This is a genomic window from Pandoraea bronchicola (assembly GCF_902459805.1).
Classification (GTDB): Bacteria; Pseudomonadota; Gammaproteobacteria; order Burkholderiales; family Burkholderiaceae; genus Pandoraea; species Pandoraea bronchicola.
Map to the genome: position 1 here is coordinate 68,325 of NZ_CABPST010000014.1, position 20,398 is coordinate 88,722.

19 protein-coding genes, 1 pseudogene and 1 riboswitch are annotated in these 20,398 nt (G+C 62.4%); of the genes and pseudogenes, 10 read left to right on the plus strand and 10 right to left on the minus strand.

The genetic code is table 11. The annotated features are described in order from the left end of the window. On the minus strand, positions 1 to 687 hold the full coding sequence (locus PBR20603_RS20885) for a DUF2848 domain-containing protein (RefSeq protein ID WP_150561374.1): 687 nt from the start codon (positions 685 to 687) through the stop codon (positions 1 to 3). A gap of 458 nt (positions 688 to 1,145) precedes the next feature. Between PBR20603_RS20885 and PBR20603_RS20890 the strand changes: the two genes are divergently transcribed. After that, positions 1,146 to 2,933, plus strand: coding sequence for a cation:proton antiporter (locus PBR20603_RS20890; protein ID WP_150561375.1), 1,788 nt, complete (start codon positions 1,146 to 1,148; stop codon positions 2,931 to 2,933). 108 nt (positions 2,934 to 3,041) lie between these two features. On the opposite strand, the gene PBR20603_RS20895 is transcribed toward PBR20603_RS20890, so the two are convergent. The 3 genes from PBR20603_RS20895 to PBR20603_RS20905 all read right to left on the minus strand — a co-directional run bounded on the left by PBR20603_RS20895 (position 3,042) and on the right by PBR20603_RS20905 (position 5,215). Next, complete coding sequence (locus tag PBR20603_RS20895; protein WP_150561376.1) at positions 3,042 to 3,608, minus strand: PaaI family thioesterase; 567 nt, start codon at positions 3,606 to 3,608, stop codon at positions 3,042 to 3,044. 165 nt (positions 3,609 to 3,773) lie between these two features. Then, a complete protein-coding gene (gene ribB, locus PBR20603_RS20900; RefSeq protein WP_150561377.1) occupies positions 3,774 to 4,517 on the minus strand; it encodes a 3,4-dihydroxy-2-butanone-4-phosphate synthase in 744 nt (247 codons plus the stop codon). A gap of 97 nt (positions 4,518 to 4,614) precedes the next feature. After that, a riboswitch (FMN riboswitch) is annotated at positions 4,615 to 4,794 on the minus strand. Between the two features lie 220 nt (positions 4,795 to 5,014). Beyond that, complete coding sequence (locus tag PBR20603_RS20905) at positions 5,015 to 5,215, minus strand: heavy-metal-associated domain-containing protein (protein ID WP_150561378.1); 201 nt, start codon at positions 5,213 to 5,215, stop codon at positions 5,015 to 5,017. Positions 5,216 to 5,484: 269 nt separating this feature from the next. On the opposite strand from PBR20603_RS20905, the gene PBR20603_RS20910 reads away from it, so the two are divergent. The 4 genes and pseudogenes from PBR20603_RS20910 to PBR20603_RS20925 all read left to right on the plus strand — a co-directional run bounded on the left by PBR20603_RS20910 (position 5,485) and on the right by PBR20603_RS20925 (position 9,988). Continuing rightward, a complete protein-coding gene (locus tag PBR20603_RS20910) occupies positions 5,485 to 7,989 on the plus strand; it encodes a heavy metal translocating P-type ATPase (RefSeq protein WP_150561379.1) in 2,505 nt (834 codons plus the stop codon). A 162-nt stretch (positions 7,990 to 8,151) separates the two neighbouring features. Then, positions 8,152 to 8,970 carry an endonuclease/exonuclease/phosphatase family protein gene (locus PBR20603_RS20915; RefSeq protein WP_217425986.1) on the plus strand — a complete coding sequence of 273 codons (819 nt, stop codon included), beginning with the start codon at positions 8,152 to 8,154 and terminating at the stop codon, positions 8,968 to 8,970. 7 nt (positions 8,971 to 8,977) lie between these two features. Then, positions 8,978 to 9,364, plus strand: a pseudogene (gene cueR / locus PBR20603_RS20920) (Cu(I)-responsive transcriptional regulator); the annotation flags it as partial. A 483-nt stretch (positions 9,365 to 9,847) separates the two neighbouring features. Further along, positions 9,848 to 9,988: a DUF3563 family protein gene (locus tag PBR20603_RS20925; protein ID WP_072617503.1), complete on the plus strand. Its 141-nt coding sequence runs from the start codon at positions 9,848 to 9,850 to the stop codon at positions 9,986 to 9,988. Positions 9,989 to 10,282: 294 nt separating this feature from the next. On the opposite strand, the gene PBR20603_RS20930 is transcribed toward PBR20603_RS20925, so the two are convergent. From PBR20603_RS20930 to PBR20603_RS20945, 4 genes are all read right to left on the minus strand, one after another. Next, positions 10,283 to 10,738 (minus strand): DUF995 domain-containing protein, encoded by a 456-nt coding sequence (locus PBR20603_RS20930; RefSeq protein WP_150561381.1) that lies wholly within the window; start codon positions 10,736 to 10,738, stop codon positions 10,283 to 10,285. A 216-nt stretch (positions 10,739 to 10,954) separates the two neighbouring features. Beyond that, a complete protein-coding gene (locus tag PBR20603_RS20935; RefSeq protein WP_217425984.1) occupies positions 10,955 to 11,620 on the minus strand; it encodes a DUF799 domain-containing protein in 666 nt (221 codons plus the stop codon). Continuing rightward, on the minus strand, positions 11,617 to 11,988 hold the full coding sequence (locus PBR20603_RS20940) for a DUF4810 domain-containing protein (protein ID WP_150561382.1): 372 nt from the start codon (positions 11,986 to 11,988) through the stop codon (positions 11,617 to 11,619). Before PBR20603_RS20940 ends, PBR20603_RS20935 begins: the two co-directional genes overlap by 4 nt. 119 nt (positions 11,989 to 12,107) lie before the next feature. Then, complete coding sequence (locus PBR20603_RS20945; RefSeq protein ID WP_150561441.1) at positions 12,108 to 12,749, minus strand: CsgG/HfaB family protein; 642 nt, start codon at positions 12,747 to 12,749, stop codon at positions 12,108 to 12,110. Between the two features lie 306 nt (positions 12,750 to 13,055). On the opposite strand from PBR20603_RS20945, the gene PBR20603_RS20950 reads away from it, so the two are divergent. After that, a complete protein-coding gene (locus tag PBR20603_RS20950) occupies positions 13,056 to 13,532 on the plus strand; it encodes a nuclear transport factor 2 family protein (RefSeq protein ID WP_150561383.1) in 477 nt (158 codons plus the stop codon). Positions 13,533 to 13,599: 67 nt separating this feature from the next. On the opposite strand, the gene PBR20603_RS20955 is transcribed toward PBR20603_RS20950, so the two are convergent. After that, on the minus strand, positions 13,600 to 14,910 hold the full coding sequence (locus PBR20603_RS20955; RefSeq protein WP_150561384.1) for an Nramp family divalent metal transporter: 1,311 nt from the start codon (positions 14,908 to 14,910) through the stop codon (positions 13,600 to 13,602). Positions 14,911 to 15,101: 191 nt separating this feature from the next. Continuing rightward, entirely contained in the window at positions 15,102 to 15,851 is a 750-nt protein-coding gene (locus PBR20603_RS20960) for an IclR family transcriptional regulator (protein WP_150561385.1), read from the minus strand. 136 nt (positions 15,852 to 15,987) lie between these two features. Here PBR20603_RS20960 and PBR20603_RS20965 point away from each other — a divergent pair, with 136 nt between their 5' ends. The 4 genes from PBR20603_RS20965 to PBR20603_RS20980 all read left to right on the plus strand — a co-directional run bounded on the left by PBR20603_RS20965 (position 15,988) and on the right by PBR20603_RS20980 (position 20,397). Next, entirely contained in the window at positions 15,988 to 16,962 is a 975-nt protein-coding gene (locus PBR20603_RS20965) for a nitrilase-related carbon-nitrogen hydrolase (protein WP_150561442.1), read from the plus strand. Then, positions 16,959 to 17,885, plus strand: a complete 927-nt coding sequence (locus PBR20603_RS20970; RefSeq protein ID WP_150561386.1) for a threonine/serine dehydratase — start codon at positions 16,959 to 16,961, stop codon at positions 17,883 to 17,885. The genes PBR20603_RS20965 and PBR20603_RS20970 overlap by 4 nt, the downstream gene beginning before the upstream one ends. A gap of 177 nt (positions 17,886 to 18,062) precedes the next feature. Next, positions 18,063 to 18,932, plus strand: coding sequence for a translesion DNA synthesis-associated protein ImuA (gene imuA, locus PBR20603_RS20975; protein WP_150561387.1), 870 nt, complete (start codon positions 18,063 to 18,065; stop codon positions 18,930 to 18,932). Continuing rightward, on the plus strand, positions 18,862 to 20,397 hold the full coding sequence (locus PBR20603_RS20980) for a Y-family DNA polymerase (RefSeq protein WP_174978004.1): 1,536 nt from the start codon (positions 18,862 to 18,864) through the stop codon (positions 20,395 to 20,397). The genes imuA and PBR20603_RS20980 overlap by 71 nt, the downstream gene beginning before the upstream one ends. Position 20,398: the final 1 nt, after the last annotated feature.

The window sequence follows — 20,398 nt, forward strand, 5'->3', positions numbered from 1 at the left end:
TCAGTCGGCGATGGCCAGCGCCTGCGTGGCGTAGCGATGCCGGATCGTGCGGCCGAGGACCGGGTCGTGCAGCTCGATCTCGAACTGCTCGCCGCCAGCCACGCCGCCAATGGCAGCGAGTGTGCCACAGAACATCGCGGCGCCCGCCGGCAGGCCGTCCGGCCCCAGTTTCGCCATCAGCTCCCAAGGCGAGAGCAGACCGGCCACGGTGCCTTCCTGATACAGGCGGCGCTCACCCTGGTGCGTCACCCACGAGCGCAGCATCAACTGGTCCCAATGGGCAGCGACATCGGCAAAGCGCCAGGCATCGCGAGCCACCGGCTTCGCGCAAACCTGCTTCGAGACGGTCACGCCGTAGGCTTCGACTTCGCGGTCGGTGTGGTCCGAGCCCACGCTCACGAGCAGATCGTCGCCATGGCGCACGAGCACGCATTCGGCTTCGCCGCTGCTGGTTTGGCCGACGACGTCAATGGCGTCGTCCTGAGCCAGCAACGCGGGAGCGAGGCGGTAGAAGCACGGCGTACTCGACGGGCGGCGCACGCCCAGCGCGGCCAGCTCGGCAATGTGGTGCTCGACCGCGTCGCGATCGCGTCCGGCCCATCCGGCGATGATCAGCGTGTCGATGGGCGCATCGACATTCGTATTGGCGCCGTCACCGGACACCCTGAAGGACAGACGGGAACGCATACCTTGGCAACTCCTGTGAAATTCTGTTGATATTTGTGTGATATTTCACATGGCGACGAGACAAAAAGCAAGAAGAAAAATTTCGTCGAGAGTGACAAAAAACGGGAATTTTTTATGAAAAGCCCCGTCAATCTTGGGTTGCGCGCGTGTTCGCCCATCGCGTATATTGATTCGGCGCCAGTTTCTGGCCGGGAGTTCGTCGGGGATTGCCGATCCGGCCAATGCGCCGGAGCCCTTCAGGGGATGCGCAAACCGGCAGCCCGGCAGCAGATTCGCCAAGGGCGACCGGGCGAACGAACGCAACGTCTATCAAGCCGGCAGCACACGGCCGGCTTCCCACCTTCATCAAGCATCACGTCCTGCATTACCGCTGCGGCCCGACAGGGGCGCGGCGCGTGACTGGCGTGGAGTCAAGAACAGCAATATCGGCGTAATACGCCGCGGGGAGAACGTATCGGATGCATCACGCCATCGACTTCATTCAGGATCTGGCCGTCATCATGCTGTTGGCAGGCATCGTGACGGTCATCTTCAACCGGTTCCGGCAGCCGGTCGTACTCGGCTATATCGTGGCGGGTGTGATCATCGGCCCGTATACGCCGCCGTTCGCATTGATACACGACGAGAAGACCATCGGCATCCTGGCCGAACTCGGTGTTGTGTTCCTGATGTTCTCGCTGGGGCTGGAGTTCAGTTTGCGCAAGCTCGCACGGGTTGGCGTGACCGCATTCGTGGCGGCGATCACCGAAATCGTGCTGATGCTCTGGCTGGGCTACGAGATCGGCCGCTTCTTCGGCTGGAAGGCGATGGACTCGATCTTTCTCGGCGCGATGCTCGCCGTCTCGTCGACCACCATCATCGTCAAGGCGCTCGACGAACTCGGCATGAAGCGCGAGCGTTTCGCACAGCTCATTTTCGGCGTGCTGATCGTGGAAGACGTGCTCGCCATCGGCATGATCGCGTTGCTCTCGGGCATTGCCATCAGCGGTTCGGTCGATGCCGGTGAAGCCACCTTTACGCTGGGCAAGCTGCTGCTGTTCATGGTGGTATCGCTCGTCGTGGGCATTCTGCTTGTGCCGCGCATTCTCGGCTACGTGGCGAAATTCAAGAGCGACGAGATGCTGCTGATCGTCGTGCTGGGGCTGTGTTTCGGCTTCTGCCTGCTGGTCATTCAGATGGGTTACAGCGTGGCGCTCGGCGCGTTCCTGATCGGCGCCATCATGGCCGAGGCGCGTGAGCTGCACACGATCGAGCGGTTGGTTGCGCCGCTGCGCGACATGTTCAGTGCGGTGTTCTTCGTCACCATTGGTCTGTTGCTCGATCCGCATGTCCTCGTCACCTACGTCTGGCCGATTCTGGTCATCACGCTGGCTGTGGTGATCGGCAAGATCGTGTCGTGCGGTCTGGGCGCATACCTCTCAGGTCAGGACGGCCGTACGTCGATGCGCGTGGGTATGGGGCTGTCGCAGATCGGTGAGTTCTCGTTCATCATTGCGTCGCTCGGGCTTTCGCTCAAGGTGACGAGTGACTTCCTTTACCCGATTGCGGTGGCCGTGTCGGTTATCACAACGCTGCTCACGCCGTACCTGATCAAGAGCGCCGATCCGGTCACGGGCTGGCTTGGCCGCGCGATGCCGGGACGCCTGTCCTACGTGCTGGGGCAGTACACACAGTGGCTGCAAAGCATTCAACTCTCGGGCGATAGCGCGACGCTCGTCACCATCGTGCGACGCATCGTGGTGAGTGTTGCGATCAATCTGGCGCTGGTCGTCACGATTTTCCTCGGTGGCGCGTTCTTCTACCGGCGGCTGGCCGACCTGATGTCGCCATGGGTGCGCGACCCAAGCCTGCAAAGTGCCGTGGTCTGGGGCGGCGCGCTCGTGTTGTCGCTGCCGTTCCTGATCGCGGTGTATCGCAAGCTCAAGTCGCTCTCATTGTTGCTCGTGGAACTATCGGTGCCACCGAGCCTGACGGGCCGTTATACGCTTCAGGTGCGTCGCGTGGTGGCCGAGATCCTGCCAATTGCGGCGATGGTCGGGGTGATCCTGCTGGTCGCGGCACTGTCGGCGAGCATTCTGCCGTCGACAGAAATGATCGCGTTGATCGTCGCGGGCACGGTCGTGTTGGCGATCGTCATGCGAAGCTGGTTCGTGCGCATGCACGCCAAGCTCCAGATCGCGCTCAAGGAGACGCTCGAGCATCAGCCCGACGGCGACCAGCACGGCGGCGGTCCGTCGTCGCATTGATCGGGGCTTGCCTGCGCCGCGATAGCTTGCCGGGTGCGAGGCAACGGAAAAAAAGCCCGCCGGGGTTTCCTCCGGCGGGTTTTTTATCGTTGATGGCACTGCGTCGACTTACGCCTTGGGAGGCGGAAAGTCGAAGATCAGGCACGTAGTCGTGGCATGTGCGTACAGCGTGCCATCCGGTCCGACGATGCGCCCTTCGGCGATACCGACCTGGCGTCCGACCTGAATGATGTGGCCTTCGGCGCGCACGCAGGGGACATCGCGTGTGAGCGCGCGAACCATGTTGGTCTTGAGTTCCAGCGTGGTGTAGCTGCGTCCGGCAGGCAGTGTGGAATGGATCGCGCAGGCGACGGCGGAATCCAGCAGGGTCGCGTACCAGCCGCCATGCACAGAGCCGAGCGGGTTGTAATACGGCAATGCCGGGCGGCCCTGAAAGATGGCGTGGCCGTTCGTCACCTCGATGGCGATAAAACCCAGCGTCTCGCTGATCGGTGGCAGAGGCAATCTGCCATCGAACATCGCCTGAAAGATCTCCTCACCCGACAGGCCGATGACGTCGGCGGGCGTTGCAACGCCGTAGCGCAAAGGGCCGCTGCGGGCGAGCCGCTCGCGCACGGCAGCTTCGTCGGCTTCCCATTGCGCTAGTACGGTAGCGGCATCCGGTCGGATATTCATGGCGTCTTCCTCGTAACTTTTATTATGCTAGGGATGCGCATGATTATAGAAGTCGCGGCGCGCGCCGGGGCATTCTGCGTTAGAGGGAAGCGTCGAGGCGAGGGCGCTGGGTGTGACGGCGCGCGCGCCGTCACCGCGACCCGAGCGCCCTCGTCGTTCGTTGGCTCAGGCCGCCTTTGCGTGACTGAGCCGATAGTTGGCCAACTCGTCGATGGTCAGGATCGGCAGGCCGTGTTGTTCGGCGAAGCGTTCGATGTCCGCGCCACGCGTCATGGTGCCGTCGGGATTCATCAACTCGCACAGTACGGCCGCGGGCTTCAGGCCGGCGAGAATCGCCAGATCCACCGAGCCTTCCGTATGACCGCGACGCGTGAGCACACCACCGGGCTGCGCGCGCAGCGGGAAGACGTGGCCCGGGCGCGACAGGTCGGAGGGCTGGGCGTCGTCGGCAATCGCGGCGCGAATCGTGGTCACACGGTCGGCAGCCGAGACGCCGGTGCTCACGCCCTGACGCGCTTCGATCGTCACCGTGAACGCGGTGCCGTAGCGGCTTTCATTCTGCTCGACCATCGGCGGCAGATCGAGACGGCGCAGGGTCTCGTCGGGCAGACACAGGCAGACGATGCCGCTGCACTCACGAATCAGCATGGCCATGGTGGCCGGGGTGATTTTCTCTGCGGCGACGATCAGGTCGGCCTCGTTTTCGCGGTCGAGGTCGTCCATCAGAATGACGGGGCGACCTTCGCGCATGGCCTGGAGCGAGGCGGCCAGACGAACGTCGACCGGCGGCAGATGGGTGAATGCCGGGTAGGCGTGCAGATCGTCGGCCGTACCAGTCACATTGGCCGTATTCGTGGCCGGGGCAGTGTCGTGCGGTGCAGCTTGGGTGGTGCGGGTGATAACGGACATGAAACGCTCCTCGCGTAAGTCAATCGGGCGAAAAACGTTTTCGGGGCATGCGAACGGACGTCACCATGGAGCGGTGTCCCATGGCACGCGGGTATCGACGCATCTTCTCTCATCCGGACTATAACCGTCGGCTCTGGCTTCGCACCAGATCTGCTGACCCTGCCGGTGTCACGAAAGCGACGGTGGCAAGCGCTCGCGGGCTCGTGACGCAAGCCGCTTTCGCTGCCTGGTGTCACATACCGCCGGTGGGGACTTTCACCCCGCCCTGAAGACGTGTATGCCGCACGCTCGGCACCACGCGGTAACTTATCGCGTGGCGTCTTTGCGTATTCGGCGAGAGAGAGCGTAGCACAAGGTGTCGCCGGTCTGCAGGGAAGACTGCGCGGCGCGCGTGGGATTGGTGCAGGCCGGGGGCGGACGTTTCGTCGGCAAGAGGCGATGTCAAACGCCGCAGGGCCATGCGAGGCTCGCGGCATCAGACGTGCACGATGTGAGGCTCAGGCGGGGACGCCCTTGACCGTGTAGCCGGCGTCGGTGATCGCAGCGCTGACTTCGGACGGCGAGAGACGGCTTTCGACGTCGACGCGCCCGGCAGCCAGATCCACGTTGACCTTGGCCGAAGCATCGCGCTCGGTGATTGCACGCGTGACGGCCTTGACGCAATGACCGCAGCTCATACCTTCGACTTGCACTTGCATGTTGAACTCCTTGAAAGAGGTTTCGATTCCGCGAATCAGGTGACTGAATCATAGACCTTCCCACAACAGGAAGCTCAAGCGCTTTTTCAGCCGATTCGTGTGATCGCTCAGACGCCACCCAAACCCGGGCGGTTCCGGGCGCGTTATGGTGATAGCTGGCGGGTTGTCATGTGGCGGACAGCGACACGTCAACGCGAGTTGCTTGACCTTCCTGTCATAGCAAGGTCTATGCTGTGACGCATGATGACAGTCTTCCTGGAGACCATGAAATGACTCAGAACTGGTCGGTCGGTATTGAAGGCATGACCTGCGCTTCTTGTGTGACGCGGGTAGAGAAGGCGCTGCGGCGAGCGCCGGGCGTGGCCGGCGCCAACGTCAACCTCGCGACCGAAACCGCTTCCGTGCAGGCTGCACCCGACGTGTCAACTGCGGCGTTTCTGGGTGCCGTGGAGACGGCCGTGAGCGACGCGGGGTATCAAATCGCAGAACAGTCGTTCGAGCTGGCCATTGGCGGCATGACCTGCGCATCGTGCGCGGGGCGTGTGGAAAAAGCCCTTCGGAGTGTGCCGGGTGTGGTCGAAGCCAACGTCAATCTGGCAACGGAGCGTGCTGCCGTGCGCGGTGTGCGGGGCGTTGTCGACGTGGCGGCGCTCGGCGCTGCCGTTGAGAAGGCGGGGTACGAAGCCTCGCCGGTCATTGACCCGGCGCAGGCAGTGACTTCGCAGGAGGGCCCCACGTGGTGGCCGGTGGCAGTGGCGGCTCTGCTGTCGCTGCCGCTGCTGTTGCCGATGCTGCTCGAGCCGTTCGGCATTCACCTGATGCCGCCGTCGTGGGTGCAATGGCTGCTCGCAACGCCGGTGCAGTTCTGGCTGGGCGCACGCTTCTATCGAGCGGGTTACAAGGCGGTGCGTGCGGGTAGCGGCAATATGGATTTACTGGTGGCTTTGGGCACGTCTGCGGCCTACGGTCTGAGTTTGTACGAATGGTGGCGCGCGCCGGCGGGCAGTATGCCGCATCTGTATTTCGAAGCAGCGGCTGTCGTCATTACGCTGGTGCTGCTTGGCAAGTGGCTCGAAGCGCGAGCGAAGCGCCGCACCGTAGCAGCGATTCGAGCGCTTGCGGCGTTGCGTCCCGAAACGGCACGAGTGCTGCGCGACCCGCAAGGCGCCGCGAACGAAGTCACGACGCCGTTGGGGCAAGTGAAGGTCGGCGACTGGGTGGTGGTGCGTGCCGGTGAGCGTGTGCCGGTCGATGGTGAGATTCGCGACGGAGCAAGCCAGCTTGATGAATCGTTACTGACCGGCGAGCCGCTGCCGATCGACAAGGCGGCGGGTGACAAAGTCGTCGGCGGCTCAATCAACGGCGCCGGGACGCTGCAGATCGAGACGACGGCAGTCGGTGCTGATACGGCACTGGCCCGGATTATTCGCATGGTCGAAGACGCACAGGCCGGCAAGGCGCCGATTCAACGTGCCGTCGACCGGGTGGCCGCGGTGTTTGTGCCTGTGGTCGTACTCATTGCGGTGGTGACGGTGGCTGCTGGCTGGGCGCTGGGTATCGGCGTCGAGGCCGCGCTGCTCAACGCGGTGGCGGTGCTGGTCATCGCGTGCCCGTGTGCGCTGGGGCTGGCGACCCCTGCCGCGATCATGGTGGGCACCGGGGCGGCAGCGCGGCAGGGAATTCTCATCAAGGATGCCGAAGCGCTCGAATTGGCACATCGCATCAGCGTGGTTGCATTCGACAAAACAGGGACGCTGACCGAAGGCAAACCGAGACTGGTAGCCCATCTGCCTGCACAGGGCGTGAGCGCCGAGACGTTGCTGTGCTGGGCAGCAGCGGTGCAATCGGGGAGCTCGCATCCGCTCGCGAAAGCAGTCATGACGGCAGCGGAAGACGCCGGACTGGCGGCGTTCGTACCACTCGCGTCTGATATTGCTGCATTGCCGGGCAGAGGAATGCGGGCGCGCATCGAGGAGGTGGGCGACTCGCGTGGCGTCCATCCGCTGCAACTGGGCAACGCCCGGTTACTTGAGGAACTGGGCATCTCGCAAGGGGCGTTGGCCGACGAAGCCAGGCGTCTGGCGGCCGAGGGGCGCACTGTCTCGTGGCTGGTAGAGGCCGGTGAAGCGGGCGAACACGCTGGTGAGGCGCGGTTGCTCGGGCTGTTGGCGTTCGGTGACACACTCAAAGCTACCGCGCGCCCGGCCATCGACCGCTTGCATGCCCTCGGCGTGCGCTGCGTGATGGTCACGGGGGATAATGCCGGAAGCGCCAAGGCGGTGGCCGATGCCTTGGGACTCGACGAAGTTCATGCGGATGTGCTGCCGGAGCGCAAAGCGGAGGTAATTGCGCAACTCAAGCGCGATGGTGCGGTCGTAGCCATGGTGGGCGATGGCATCAACGATGCGCCGGCACTTGCCGCAGCCGACGTCGGTATTGCGATGGGCTCAGGCACCGATGTGGCGATGCAGACGGCGGGCATCACACTGATGCGTGGCGATCCGCTGCGAGTTGCCGACGCCATTGATGTCTCGCGCCGGACGTGGTCGAAGATTCGTCAGAACCTGTTTTGGGCCTTCGCGTACAACGTGATCGGAATTCCGCTGGCAGCCTTCGGGTTGTTGAGTCCGGTGATCGCGGGCGCAGCGATGGCGCTCAGCAGTGTCAGTGTGGTGAGCAATGCGCTGTTGCTGCGCCAGTGGCGTCCGGTGGTACAAGCGGCCAATGCGAGCGCTGGAGGTCGTATCGGCAAGGCCCGTCGCGTCGGCATCTGAGGACGGTTTGCCCCGGCACACGGTGAACGGCGCATAATGAATTTATGAAGGAGACGTTCTGACAGGGTTCGCCCGGGGCGTCGCCTGAATTTTCATCTGACTTTAAATTCGCCGAAGGCGACGTCATCTTGGTGGTTTCGTCTTTCTTCTGGCGCGGAGTTGATGCTGCCGAATATGAATAGTCTGCATATCGCGAGTTACAACATCCACAAGGGCTTTTCTGCGTTCAACCGGTTGCGCGTTCACGAGTTGCGCGCAGGGTTGGAGGGACTGGCGCCGGATCTCGTCTTCCTCCAGGAAGTGCAGGGCATGCACCAGCGCCACGCGATGCGTCACAGTAACTGGCCTGCACAGCCGCAATACGAGTTTCTGGCTGAAGGCATGTGGCACGACCATGCTTACGGACGCAATGTCGTTTATGAGCATGGGCATCATGGCAACGCGATTCTGAGTCGTTATCCGATCGTCCGGTCGGACAACCATGACATCACAACCTACAGTTTCGAGAAGCGCGGCATGCTGCATTGCGAGATTGCCGTGCCGGGCCTGACGCAGCCGTTGCATTGCCTGTGTGTGCATTTATCTCTGGCGGGCCCAGGACGCCGCCGCCAGTTCGAGATGCTGGCGGAGCGCGTTGCCGATACCATTCCCGCAGATGCGCCATTAATCATCGCGGGCGACTTCAACGATTGGAGCAATCAGGCGGATCGGCTGCTGGCGGAAAAGCTGGCGCTGACCGAGGTGTTTCAGAATAGCGCGGGGCGTCCCGCACGTAGTTTTCCGAGCGGATTGCCGCTTTTACGACTTGACCGCATATACTCTCGCGGCTTTCATATCGAAGGGGCACAAGTTTTGCGCGGACGCCCCTGGTCACGGATTTCCGATCATTCCCCTATTAGCGCCCGGCTCGTGCTGTCGGATGCCGACAAGGCGGTGAACGGTTCCTCCACCCCGTCGTTCAACCCTCGTTCCCCCCAGTGAGGCAGCCATGAACATCGGACAAGCGGCACAGGCCAGCGGCGTGACGGCCAAGATGATCCGATACTACGAGAGTATCGGCCTGATGCCTCCGAGCCCTCGCTCCGAGGCCGGTTATCGGCGATACGGCGAGCAGGATCTTCATCTGCTTCGCTTCATTCGCCAGTCGCGACGCTTGGGGTTCGGGATCGATCAGATCCGCCAGTTGCTGGCGCTTTGGCAGGATCGTGGTCGTTCCAGCGCGCAGGTGAAAGCACTCGCGCAATCTCATGTCGATGAACTCAATCAGCGCATTGGCGAACTCGTGGCCATGCGAGACACGCTTTCTCATCTCGCCATGCATTGCCATGGCGACGACCGTCCTGACTGCCCGATACTGGAGGGCATTGCTGCCGCAGCGCTTCCCGGCAACCTGGGCGCCAAGACGGAGCCTTCCGCAAGCCCGAAGACGTCTTGCAGTCCCGCGCAGCAGGCAACGGCAGTGGATGCAGTGGCCGTCGACGCCCCGGCCGCAGCGGGCAATCCGGCCGACGACAGTGACAGTCAGGCCCGTCATGTTCCTCAGGGATAAATCACCGGGGGCGCCACTCATGGGCGTCTAACCACCTCACATGACGCGCCGCAGCAGCGGCGCTTTTTTTATCTCTCGAATTTTGATCGGTCCCTGCGGCGGTGCGTCACAGGTACGTCTTTGAGTGTGTCGAATTTTAGTTAAGCAATTGATTTTTATATTGTATTTTTGGAATTGACTGTATTCGAAGCAAGGCTCTAGCAGATTTTTTGTTGTTTTTACATATAGGGGCTAACCCTTAACGGGAAAACCCTATATAATGCGAAGCACTGCTGCAATGCAGCACACTAAATGAACTGGAGAAACGTCATGTTTGCCGCCCTGTTTGAAGTCGTGAACACTTGGTTTGAAACCGCTGAACGTCGTCGTCGTGAAGCGTTCCTGGCTGAGTCGAAGGACATCATTGAGCTGGAACAACGTATCCGCGCGCTCGAAACCGCCGGTTACTAAGCAGTCTGTAGCAAGTCCTTCCGGACGAGCGGTCGTCGCTGGCGCAATCAGGCAAGTCGATCGTCACACCGGGCGATCCCCGTCATCGATGTGGTGACGTGCGACGGCGCCCAACCGTGAGTCCGGATGCCAATCTCTGTTGTTCCCGGGATTGGCTCGCGCGAGCCCGCCACTTTGGCGGGCTTTGTCGTTTACGCGCCCCTCAACGGCTCCCCCTAAAGAGGAAGCGCACTCCGCGGTCACGCCCTGATGCTGTCAGCAGACGGGGGCGTTTTCTTATCGGGGGATGAACGTCTACTTCTCGATAGTGAACTCGGTGGCGATCGCGGCGCCGTTGGCGAGCGAAGTCACGCCGTAGTACTTGTCACCGACCTTGAACATGAAGCGGCACCAGTTCTCGGTGAGTGCCCGCCACTCCAGGTTCACGCAATACGATCCATTGTCATTGACCGACCAGGTGCCGGTGGCATGCGCGACCTGGACCAGGCGTCCCCCCGATCCGATGTTGCCCTTGTTGTCACTCGTGGCATTGAGCGAGCCATTGGTGTCGTTGACCCATTTGCGCGTACTGCCGTTGTTGAGGACGTTGGTGACGTGGGCGCCGGGCATCAGTGAACGCAAGTCGTCGACGCTGAGTTGTTGGCCGTTGGCGTCCTTGAGGTCGGACAGGCGCATGGGGTCGGCATACGCGAGTGACGACAGCGCAAGCAGGCCGACGGCGATGATGGGGGAAGCAAAGCGGGGAACCATGATGACTCCTGGACGTAGCCTGATTGGCGCCTGACGCGCGTGCACGCGTCGTCTGACGTTGTTGTCCCGTGCTCGGGGCACGGTGTGGCTATCGGTCCGGGTAGTGCGTAGTAATGCGTTACCACTATAGGTGACGTTCCGACGTCTGCACAGTCGGGCGCACCCCGGACATGCGGTCAACCGGCGACCGCACCGGCCCAGGGTGCCGGACTAACCTCAGTCCGTGCCGTATTTCGGCGAGCGCGGGCCGTAGAGCAGGCCGTTGGCGCGCCCAGCGGACAGCAGGCGTGCATTGGCTGTGCCTGCGACGGTGTAGCCAGCGTTCGACACGCTGTTGACGATCTGCTTGACCGCCGCCGTGATCAGCATGCCGATCAGGCCGCCGCCGCTGTTGTTATTCCCCTCGTTGTTCGATGCAGTGGCCGCGCCACTCCACAGCTTGGCGCCGTTGCGAAGGTCGATGAGTTCGGCCGAGACCGTCACCACGGTGGCGCTGTCGAGCACCATGTACTTCGTGCCGTACTGTGTGATCTTGATGTAGAGCGCTGCGTCGGCACCGAAAATCTCGCGCAGCTTGGCCGGACTTACCTGATGGATGTCACCCGCGACCGTCAGACCGTTCTGACGGAACGACTCGTCAACGAGTGCCACCGGCATCACGTAGTAGCCTGCCTCGCCAAGCGGCACGCTGACCTGCGACAGCACGCTGTAAGTCGCATCGATATCAGGCGACTCGTTCAGCGGCGGCAACACCAGAATCGACTTCGGCTTGCTTTCCTTGAACGCAGTGTAGTCGTACGGCTTTGCCTGGTGCACCGCGCAACCCGTCATCACGGCGGCCAATGCCGCTACCGTCATCCATTTGCAGAGTCGCGCAATCATTGCTTTGCCTCCGGCGTTTTGTTCTTGAGGAGAAAGTCGATGTAACCAGCCGATTCGGGGAACAACTGCTTCTCGGTCTGGAATTCCTCGACCATCTTGTCGGGCTTGCCCACCGACGCGTAGAGCAGGCCGATGTGGGCGTGATAGCCCGGAGGCGCGGCGTTATTGGCGGCCTTGATCTTCTCCAGATCGCGCTCGAGCGCAATGATCTGGGCTTCCTTCGATTCGCCCTTGAAGTATTCGTAGACTTGCGGCTGGTAGCTTTCCCAGTCGTAAAGGGGCTTGGGCGGCGTTGCGCAGCCGGTGAGCAGCGCGCCACCGATGATGGCCGCCACGGCGGCGCGGCCGGATGAGAACTTGCGATTCATGGCGATAGAGATCCTGACAGGCATGCCGTAGCGGGCGAGCGCGCACTCGTACTAACGTGCAGGACCGAGCGCGTCGCGAGCGACGCACTGCGGCATGCGGCAACAGTGAAATGGCTGGCTTACTTGCCGGGCTTCCAGGCACCGCTTTCGATGCCGGCGACCAGGTTGTTGACGGCTTCGCGCATGGCGAGGTCGAGGACCTTGCCGTTGAGCGTCGAGTCGTAGCCGGCGGTGCCGCCAAAGCCGATCACTTCGCGATTCGACAGCGCGAACTCACCCGCGCCACCGCTCGAGTAGACGACTTCCGACGTGGCAATGTCCACCACGTTCAGGTTGACCTTGGCGTAGGCAATCTGCTCGCGGCCGCGGCCGAGAATGCCGAAGAGCTGCTTGTCGCCCACTTCCTTGCGACCGAACTCAACGACGTCACCGGTGATCACGTAGTCGGCGCCCTTGAGCGTTTGCTGGGTCTTCTTGATGTCGGCTTCCTGACGAATCTCGGCCATGTTGTCGCGGTCGAGAACGTTGAAGCGATTGGTTTGTTGCAGATGGGTGATCAGGATCGTCTTGGCCTGGCTGCCGAGTCGATCGACGTTATCGGAAAAAACGCCGCGCATGTACGCAGAACGGTTGTCGAACTTGCCGACGGCGATCGGCGTGCGTACACCAACGTAAGGACGGCTGGCACTTTCCACCTTGGCGACTTGCATGGTGCGCGAGCTTTCGGTGGCGCAACCGCCAAGCACGCCGATGGCGAGCATGGCGGCGCTAAGCAGCGCAATGCTGGACTTGCTTTTCTGCACGTTGATACCCCTGTATGTGTTTTGACCCGGCGAGCGATGCGTGGCGGCATCGACCCGTCGCGGCCATCTGATCCCTTACCGATTTGCTGCCCTTTACTGTTGTTAGTTTTAGTAAGGGGTGCCGATCTTATCATGCGTCGTTATCGTGTTGGAGGGGGGCAAGGGCGCTGCAATATCGTGCAAACGTCCTCTCCGGCAAGCGGCAGGCTCGGCTTGGCGATACACTCGCTCGGTGTTCCCCTCATGTTTTTGACAGGAGTCGTCATGGCCGACAGTGAAGCCCGCCCGCCGTTTCCACCATTCACGCGTGAGACTGCAATTCAGAAAATCCGCATGGCCGAAGACGGTTGGAACTCACGCGATCCTGCGCGGGTTGCGTTGGCCTATACCGTCGACAGCCGCTGGCGCAATCGCGCTGAGTTCCCGCGCGGCCGCGATCAGATCGTTGAATTCCTGACACGCAAATGGCAACGCGAACTCGACTATCGGCTGATCAAGGAACTGTGGGCGTTCACGGAGAACCGGATTGCGGTGCGGTTCGCTTATGAATGGCGGGACGATTCGGGCAATTGGTTCCGCTCGTACGGCAACGAGAACTGGGCGTTCGACGCGCAGGGACTCATGGCCGAGCGCCATGCCAGCATCAACGACTCGCGTATCGCCGAGAGCGAGCGTCTGTTCCGCTGGCCGCAGGGGCGCCGCCCCGACGATCATCCGGGGTTGAGCGACCTCGGCCTGTAAGGCGAACCGGGACGGCCGCTGCGTTGCGCATGTCGCGCCACCGTCCACGCGCTTTCGTCCTGCCGCCTCAGTCCAGTCCGAAGATCAACAGCAGGTTGGTGGCGGTAATGACCGCGAAGAGGCCCCATGCGAACACTTGCGTGGGGCGTCCGATGGTGTGGCCGTTCATCACGCGCGGGTCGCTGACCGAGCGGATGAGCGGCCACATGGCGAACGGCAGTTGCAGGCTGAGTAGCACCTGACTCCACACGAGCAACTTGCCGACGGCGCCGTCGCCGAGCCACAGCACGCCGATCAGTGCTGGCACGAGCGCAAGCCCACGGGTAATCAGACGGCGCTGATAGCAGGGGATCTTCGTTTTCAGAAAGCCATCCATGATGACTTGCCCGGCAATGGTCCCGGTGAGCGTGGAGCTTTGCCCCGACGCGAGCAGGGCGAGGCCGAACAGGAATGCCGCCGCACTGCCCGCAATCGGCGTGATGAGCCGATACGCCTGCTCGATATCGGTGACGTTGGTCTGGCCGCTGGCATGAAATGCCGAACCGGCAAGAATTAGAATTGCCGCATTCACGCCCATGGCGATCACGAGCGAGACCCAGGTGTCGATGCGCACCAGCATGAGCGTGTCGCGCACATCGCCGCGTTTGCCGCCGACCACACGCCGGGTCTGTACGACAGAAGAATGCAGGTACAGGTTGTGCGGCATGATCGTGGCACCGACGATGCCGAGCGCGAGCACGATGGCGTCGCGCCGGTCGTGGCTGGGGGCTCCCGGGACGAGGCCTGCGGCTACCGCATGCCAGTCGGGTGGCACCATCGCCACCTGCGCGACGAAGCAGAATGCCATCGTGCCGATCAACCCGAAGACGATGGCTTCGATCTGACGGAAGCCTTTGCCTTGCAGGCCGAGCACGATCATTGTGTCCAGCGCGGTGAGCACGATGCCCCACGCGATGGGCACGCCCAGCAGCAGCTTGAAGGCGAGCGCACAGCCGAGAACTTCGGCGATATCGCAGGCGATGATCGAGATCTCGGCAGTGATCCATTGCACGAGGCGTCCCGCCCGCCCGTAGCGGTCATAGCTGGCCTGCGCGAGGTCGCGTCCGGCGACCAGTCCCAGCCGGGCGGCAAGCATCTGCAGAAAGATGGCCGCGAGGCTCGAGAGCGCGACTACCCAAAGCAACGAATAGCCGAATTGCGACCCGGCCTGAATGTCCGTCGCCCAGTTGCCGGGGTCCATGTAGCCGATCGCGACGAGCAGTCCCGGGCCGGCGAAGCGTTTGAGTTTGATCCAGCGCGATTCGCGCGCGTCGATGACGATGCTGCCCTTGACCTCGGAGGGGCAGAAGGGCGCAGTGGCTGTGGTCGGCAGTGGCATGAGGGAGGGCGATCGGTCAATGACGCCAACGTTAGCCGGGCCGGCGTTCGCCCGCAAGTGGGATCGAGCTGGCTGGCGGGGCACGACGCCCCCGTGAATGGCTTATGAACTGCTAATTTGGCAATCGTGCCCGGGTGCCCGGAACCGGCGATCCTCGTTGCAGGGGCTGCCGGTTCGACGCAAGATTTCTATCATTGGTACAACGGTGCCGGCAACGTTTGCGTAGCTGCTTTCAGGCGCTTTGCCAATGTTCTGGGATTGCCGAGGCGGGCTGTTGGGCCTGCAACGGATATCGCTCCGCGAACCTGCTCCGCGCTAATCACCGGGACCGCAACGCAAGTCAGTCCTTCAATCAGCTCTTCAGCATCTATCGCATACCCCTGTTTTCGGACTTGCGCCAGTTCTGCCTGGAGCCTTTCTTTTTCAACGATCGTGTTCGGCGTGAATCGTTCCAGTCCATGATCGCAAATTCGCGAAAGGAGCCTCGATTCTGCCGCGGCAAGCAGCACTTTGCCCGCGCCGGTGGCGTGTAGCGGTCCGCGCCAACCGATCTGGGAGAACATGCGAATCGGATGCGGAGAATCGACTTTCGCAAGGTAGACGACGCGATCACCATCTAGCACGGCAAAGTGAGCGGTCTCTCCCGTTTCATTCACCAGATGGTGCAGCAGTGGCGTCATTCGCTTGGCCAGCGCCGCTTGCGCGCTCACGCTGGCGTCACCGAACAGCCCCGTAAGGCGGAAACTGAGCCGATATGTTTTGTCTTCCTGAACGACCCACTCTCGTTGTGCCAAGGTTTTGAGTAACCGGTAAATCGTCGCCCGTGGAAGGTCAAGCGACTGTGCTATCTGGCTGACGCCAAGGGCATTCGTCGAGCCGGCCAGCAACTCGACGAGACGGACGGCGTGCTCGACGCTGTTGACGGTTGCGATTTCGCCCATCACCTCTCTCCTGACGATTGCACGAAGACAAACGCGCACCGCTTGCCCCGAGTCAGGCAAGCAAGTACCATGTTCTGTATTGATTCTATAGTGTTCATTATAGATACACAAGGAGGCGGCAGTGAACGAGTCGAACATGGCGGCGCCGTGGACCGCTTCCGTAATCCAGGGAACACCGATTCCTTTTGACCCGCACAGGACTCTGGCAAAGGTTGAGGATCTGGTTGCATCTGCCGTGTCCCGAAGCGCCAGGCTGGTTGTTTTCCCGGAAGCGTTCGTGGGGGGGTATCCCAAGGGGCATGTTTTTGGATCGTACGTTGGCGGACGTAGCGACGAAGGAAGGGACGCCTATCGCGAGTATTGGGAATCGGCGATCGATGTGCCGGGGCCATGTGTGGATGCACTCGCTGCGATTGCGGCAAATTATGGCGTTCATATGGTGATCGGCGTGATCGAACGCGATGCCGGAACCCTCTATTGCAGTGTTCTTTTTTTCGGTCCGGCGGGCGACTTCCTTGGAAAACACCGCAAGCTGATGCCGACGGGGGCCGAACGTCTTGTCTGGGGCTATGGCGACGGCTCGACCATGCCCGTACTGGATACCGCACTTGGAAAACTCGGCGCCGTGATCTGCTGGGAGAACTACATGCCTATGATGCGCATGGCCATGTACGCCAAGGGTATTCAGCTCTACTGCGCACCGACAGCAGATTCCAGGCCAACATGGGTCGCGTCAATGCAGCACATTGCCATCGAAGGTCGATGCTATGTACTTGCCAGCAATCAGTTTCTTCGGCGTGGCGATTTTCCGGACAGTTACGCAAGTTTGTTCGGAGACGATCCCGATGCGTTGGTTCAGGCTGGGGGTAGCTGCATCGTCGATCCCTTTGGACGAATTCTGGCAGGCCCCGCGTTTGGTGAAGAAGTCATTCTCACCGCAGAGATAGATCTGCGAAATATTGCGCGCGGCAAATTCGATTTGGACGTCACAGGTCATTACAGCCGTCCAGACATTTTTCGCCTGACAGTTGACGAGCGCCGTCAGGCACCGGTGAGCGTCATTCCTTCGACGTGTCAACATGACGTCAATGGCGGAGATCGACATCAATGATCACAAAAGACGATATCCGGGGGGCCGCGCAGCGTATCGCCCCGTACATTCGCACCACGCCAGTTCTCCGGCTGGAAGACGGTGCGTTCGACGTTCCTGGCGACACTTTCCTGAAGCTTGAATCCCTTCAGGTCACAGGCTCGTTCAAGCCACGAGGGGCTTTTAATCGGCTGCTCAGCGAGCCTGTTCCGCCTTCTGGCGTTATCACGGCGTCTGGTGGAAACCATGGAATCGCCGTCGCATACGCAGCGCAAAAACTCGGCGCGCGGGCGGAAATCTATGTGCCGAGCCTCGCGAGCGCACTCAAACGCAAGATGTTGACCGATCTCGGCGCGCAGATCGTTGTCGCTGGAAATACCTATGTCGAGGCACTGGCGGCTAGCGAAGTTCGTGCCGCGCAATCAGGCGCACTGCAGGTGCATGCGTTCGACGATGCCGCTACGGTAGCCGGGCAAGGCACATTGGCAATCGAACTCGACGCGCAGTTGCCGGACATCGACACCGTGATGGTTGCCGTGGGGGGCGGCGGGTTGATTGGCGGTATCGCGGCGTGGTTTTCCGGGCGGGTAAAGATCGTCGCCGTCGAACCGGCGCAATGCCCAACGTTGAACAGGGCGTTGCAGGCTCGCGTACCGGTCGACGTCGAGACAGGGGGCATTGCCGCAGATTCACTCGGGTGCAGGCGTATCGGTAACGTGCCTTTTTCCATTCTGCTTGAGGCTGTGGACGACGCCATACTGGTGCCGGATGAACAGATTCGCCATGCGCAGAGGGTCTTATGGGAAAAGTTCAGGATCGCCTCTGAGCCAGGAGGGGCAACCGCGTTCGCGGCGCTGGTTTCGGGGGCTTATGTCCGTTCGCCGGGCGAAAAAATAGCCGTAATAGTCTGCGGGGGCAACGTGGATCCAGCGTCGTTCGCATAAGACACGTCCAGATGACATTGGCTTTGGCGATTCGGCCGATAGGGGGCGCCACTCGCCAACGTTAGCCAGACTGGGGTTCGCCCGCAAGCCGGATCATGACGCCGGGCGAGACACGGATCACCCGTAAATAGCGTATGAACTGCTATACTGTACATTCATACAGTATTCGGGTGCGCGATGACCCTGCCGCTTTCCTCCTTGCCTGCCGGGCTGTGGCGTGCCAGTGAACTGGCGCGTTGCCACCGCGCTGGCCACACCACTGGCTTTGCCGCGCTCGACGCCGAGTTACCCGGCGCCGGGTGGCCGCATGGTGCGGTGACGGAGTTGTTGAGTGAGCGCCCGGGCATCGGCGAATGGCGGTTGCTGGCCCCCGCGTTGCGCGATCTCACGCAGGCGGGGCAGCCGGTGCTGGTGATTGCGCCGCCGATGCTGCCGTATGCCCCGGCGCTGGCAGGGTGGGGAATCGATCTGCGTTGGCTCAGTGTCGTGATGCGTCCGGCGCATCAGACGCGTCAGGCGGCAGGAGCGCGCAATGGGCGTGGCGTGAAGGCAGAGGATCGGGACATGCTCTGGTGTGCCGAACAGGCACTCAAAAGTGCGTGTTGCGGTGCGGTGCTCACCTGGCTTCCGGCGGCAACGCCCGAGCAGATCCGCCGGCTTCAGGTGGCGGCCGGTGGCGCACAGACCCTGGCCTGGGTGGTCCGTGGACCGGCCGCAATCGCAACGGCTTCAGCTGCGCCGCTGAGGTTGGGGCTCACCGTGGGGCAGGGGAGCCGTCTTGGTGTGCAGTTTCACAAGCGTCGCGGGCCGCCCCGTCTCGAGCCGCTCTGGCTGACGTTACCTGCACCATATACGCGTGCCTCGCAACCGGTGACGGATGTCGCCGACGACGATCGGCCGACGCCTGTCAGGCCTGATCCGGCCCCTTCGCCCGCCCCATCCACGGTGTCTTCGATTTCTGCTTCCGGAGTCTCGCATGGCTTGCTGGATTGCCCTGCATCTGCCGTATCTGGCGCTCGAGATCGCCTCTCCGCTCACGCGAGCTGACGCACCACCGACCGACACGACGGTGGTGCTCGCGCAGTCGCGTGTCTGGCAGGCGAGTGAGGCGGCGCAGGCTGCCGGGGTACAACCCGGTATGCGCCGTGGCGGCGTGCTGGCGTTGCTGCCGCAAGCGCGGTTTCACGATCGCGACGATTCGGCCGAGACCGTGGCGCTTGAAGCGTTGGCGCTGGCGTTGTTGCGCTTCGGCCCCGATGTCGCCATCGCCTCGCCGCAATGCGTGCTGATCGACGTAGCGCCAAGCCTGCGTCTGTTCGGCGGTTTGGCTTCGCTGACTGCGCAGGTGCTCGAGAGTGCCGAGGCGCTCGGCCATCGTGCGTCGCTGGGCATTGCCGCCACGGCCAGCGCGGCGGCGCTGCTCGCGCTGGCCGGCGAAGAGGCGATGCCGCCCATGCAGGCGCCGGCCCCGGCGGAACTTCCACACCAACTCGATTCGCTTTCGGTGACGTTGTTGTCCGAGGCGCAACCGTGGCTCGAGTGGCTCGCACACATCGGTTGTGCGACGTTGGGCGAATTGCGTGCGCTCCCCGCAGCGGGCGTGCGACGCCGCTGCGGCGCCGATCTGCCTGCCGCGCTCTCCCGCGCCTATGGCGAAACGCCGGAGTCGCCGCACTGGTATCGCGCACCGCCGCACTTCGAGGCGGTGTTGCCGCTGCCATCGCTTACCCATGACATCGACGTGCTGCTTTTCGGCTTGCGCCGTCTGCTTGCCCAACTGACGGGATGGCTTGCCGCCGGGCAATTGGCCACGCGCGGGCTTACGCTGGTGCTCGAGCATGAGCCGCTCGGGCGGCAAACGCTGGCACCGACGCGTTTCGATATCCGTCTCGCCGAAGCGAGTGCCGCGCCCGCGCACTTGTTGTCGTTGTGCAAAGAGCGGCTTGCGCGTTCGCCGTTGATCGCCCCGGTGCTGACCTTGCGGCTCGACGTTACGCAAACGGCCCCGCACGTGCCGCAAAGCGGCTCGTTATTGCCCGAGCCCGGACGTGCCCGGCAGGATTTTGTGCAACTGATGGAGCGCGTGGCGGCACGCCTGGGCGACGAGCATGTGCGGCGTTTGCAGGTGCGTGGCGATCACCGGCCCGAGGCGGCGTTCGTCAGTGTGCCGTACGGGGTATCTGCGCGTGCGGCGCATGCCGCTGACGGCACGACATCCTCCGGTACGGGCCGTCATTTGCCGGATGGCGAAGGGCGGTTGCCGCCGCGTCCGGCGTGGTTGCTCGATGCGCCGCAACGGCTCAGCGTGCATCAGGAGCGTCCATGGCGGCAGGGACCGTTGCAACTGGTGAGCGGCCCGGAGCGTATCGAAGCGGGCTGGTGGGAGCCGGGCACCGTTACGCGTGACTACTTCATTGCGGCCGATGCCCAGGGGGCATTGCTGTGGGTGTTTCGAGAGCGTCCCGTGAAAGGGGCGGATGCCGCGTGGTATTTGCATGGCCTGTTCGGCTGAG

Bases quoted from the DNA above. Each gene is read 5' to 3' on its own strand.
- PBR20603_RS20885 (WP_150561374.1), bottom strand. From the start codon at position 687: ATGCGTTCCCGTCTGTCCTTCAGGGTGTCCGGTGACGGCGCCAATACG.
- PBR20603_RS20890 (WP_150561375.1), top strand. From the start codon at position 1,146: ATGCATCACGCCATCGACTTCATTCAGGATCTGGCCGTCATCATGCTG.
- PBR20603_RS20895 (WP_150561376.1), bottom strand. From the start codon at position 3,608: ATGAATATCCGACCGGATGCCGCTACCGTACTAGCGCAATGGGAAGCC.
- ribB (WP_150561377.1), bottom strand. From the start codon at position 4,517: ATGTCCGTTATCACCCGCACCACCCAAGCTGCACCGCACGACACTGCC.
- PBR20603_RS20905 (WP_150561378.1), bottom strand. From the start codon at position 5,215: ATGCAAGTGCAAGTCGAAGGTATGAGCTGCGGTCATTGCGTCAAGGCC.
- PBR20603_RS20910 (WP_150561379.1), top strand. From the start codon at position 5,485: ATGACTCAGAACTGGTCGGTCGGTATTGAAGGCATGACCTGCGCTTCT.
- PBR20603_RS20915 (WP_217425986.1), top strand. From the start codon at position 8,152: ATGCTGCCGAATATGAATAGTCTGCATATCGCGAGTTACAACATCCAC.
- PBR20603_RS20925 (WP_072617503.1), top strand. From the start codon at position 9,848: ATGTTTGCCGCCCTGTTTGAAGTCGTGAACACTTGGTTTGAAACCGCT.
- PBR20603_RS20930 (WP_150561381.1), bottom strand. From the start codon at position 10,738: ATGGTTCCCCGCTTTGCTTCCCCCATCATCGCCGTCGGCCTGCTTGCG.
- PBR20603_RS20935 (WP_217425984.1), bottom strand. From the start codon at position 11,620: ATGATTGCGCGACTCTGCAAATGGATGACGGTAGCGGCATTGGCCGCC.
- PBR20603_RS20940 (WP_150561382.1), bottom strand. From the start codon at position 11,988: ATGAATCGCAAGTTCTCATCCGGCCGCGCCGCCGTGGCGGCCATCATC.
- PBR20603_RS20945 (WP_150561441.1), bottom strand. From the start codon at position 12,749: ATGCTCGCCATCGGCGTGCTTGGCGGTTGCGCCACCGAAAGCTCGCGC.
- PBR20603_RS20950 (WP_150561383.1), top strand. From the start codon at position 13,056: ATGGCCGACAGTGAAGCCCGCCCGCCGTTTCCACCATTCACGCGTGAG.
- PBR20603_RS20955 (WP_150561384.1), bottom strand. From the start codon at position 14,910: ATGCCACTGCCGACCACAGCCACTGCGCCCTTCTGCCCCTCCGAGGTC.
- PBR20603_RS20960 (WP_150561385.1), bottom strand. From the start codon at position 15,851: ATGGGCGAAATCGCAACCGTCAACAGCGTCGAGCACGCCGTCCGTCTC.
- PBR20603_RS20965 (WP_150561442.1), top strand. From the start codon at position 15,988: ATGGCGGCGCCGTGGACCGCTTCCGTAATCCAGGGAACACCGATTCCT.
- PBR20603_RS20970 (WP_150561386.1), top strand. From the start codon at position 16,959: ATGATCACAAAAGACGATATCCGGGGGGCCGCGCAGCGTATCGCCCCG.
- imuA (WP_150561387.1), top strand. From the start codon at position 18,063: ATGACCCTGCCGCTTTCCTCCTTGCCTGCCGGGCTGTGGCGTGCCAGT.
- PBR20603_RS20980 (WP_174978004.1), top strand. From the start codon at position 18,862: ATGGCTTGCTGGATTGCCCTGCATCTGCCGTATCTGGCGCTCGAGATC.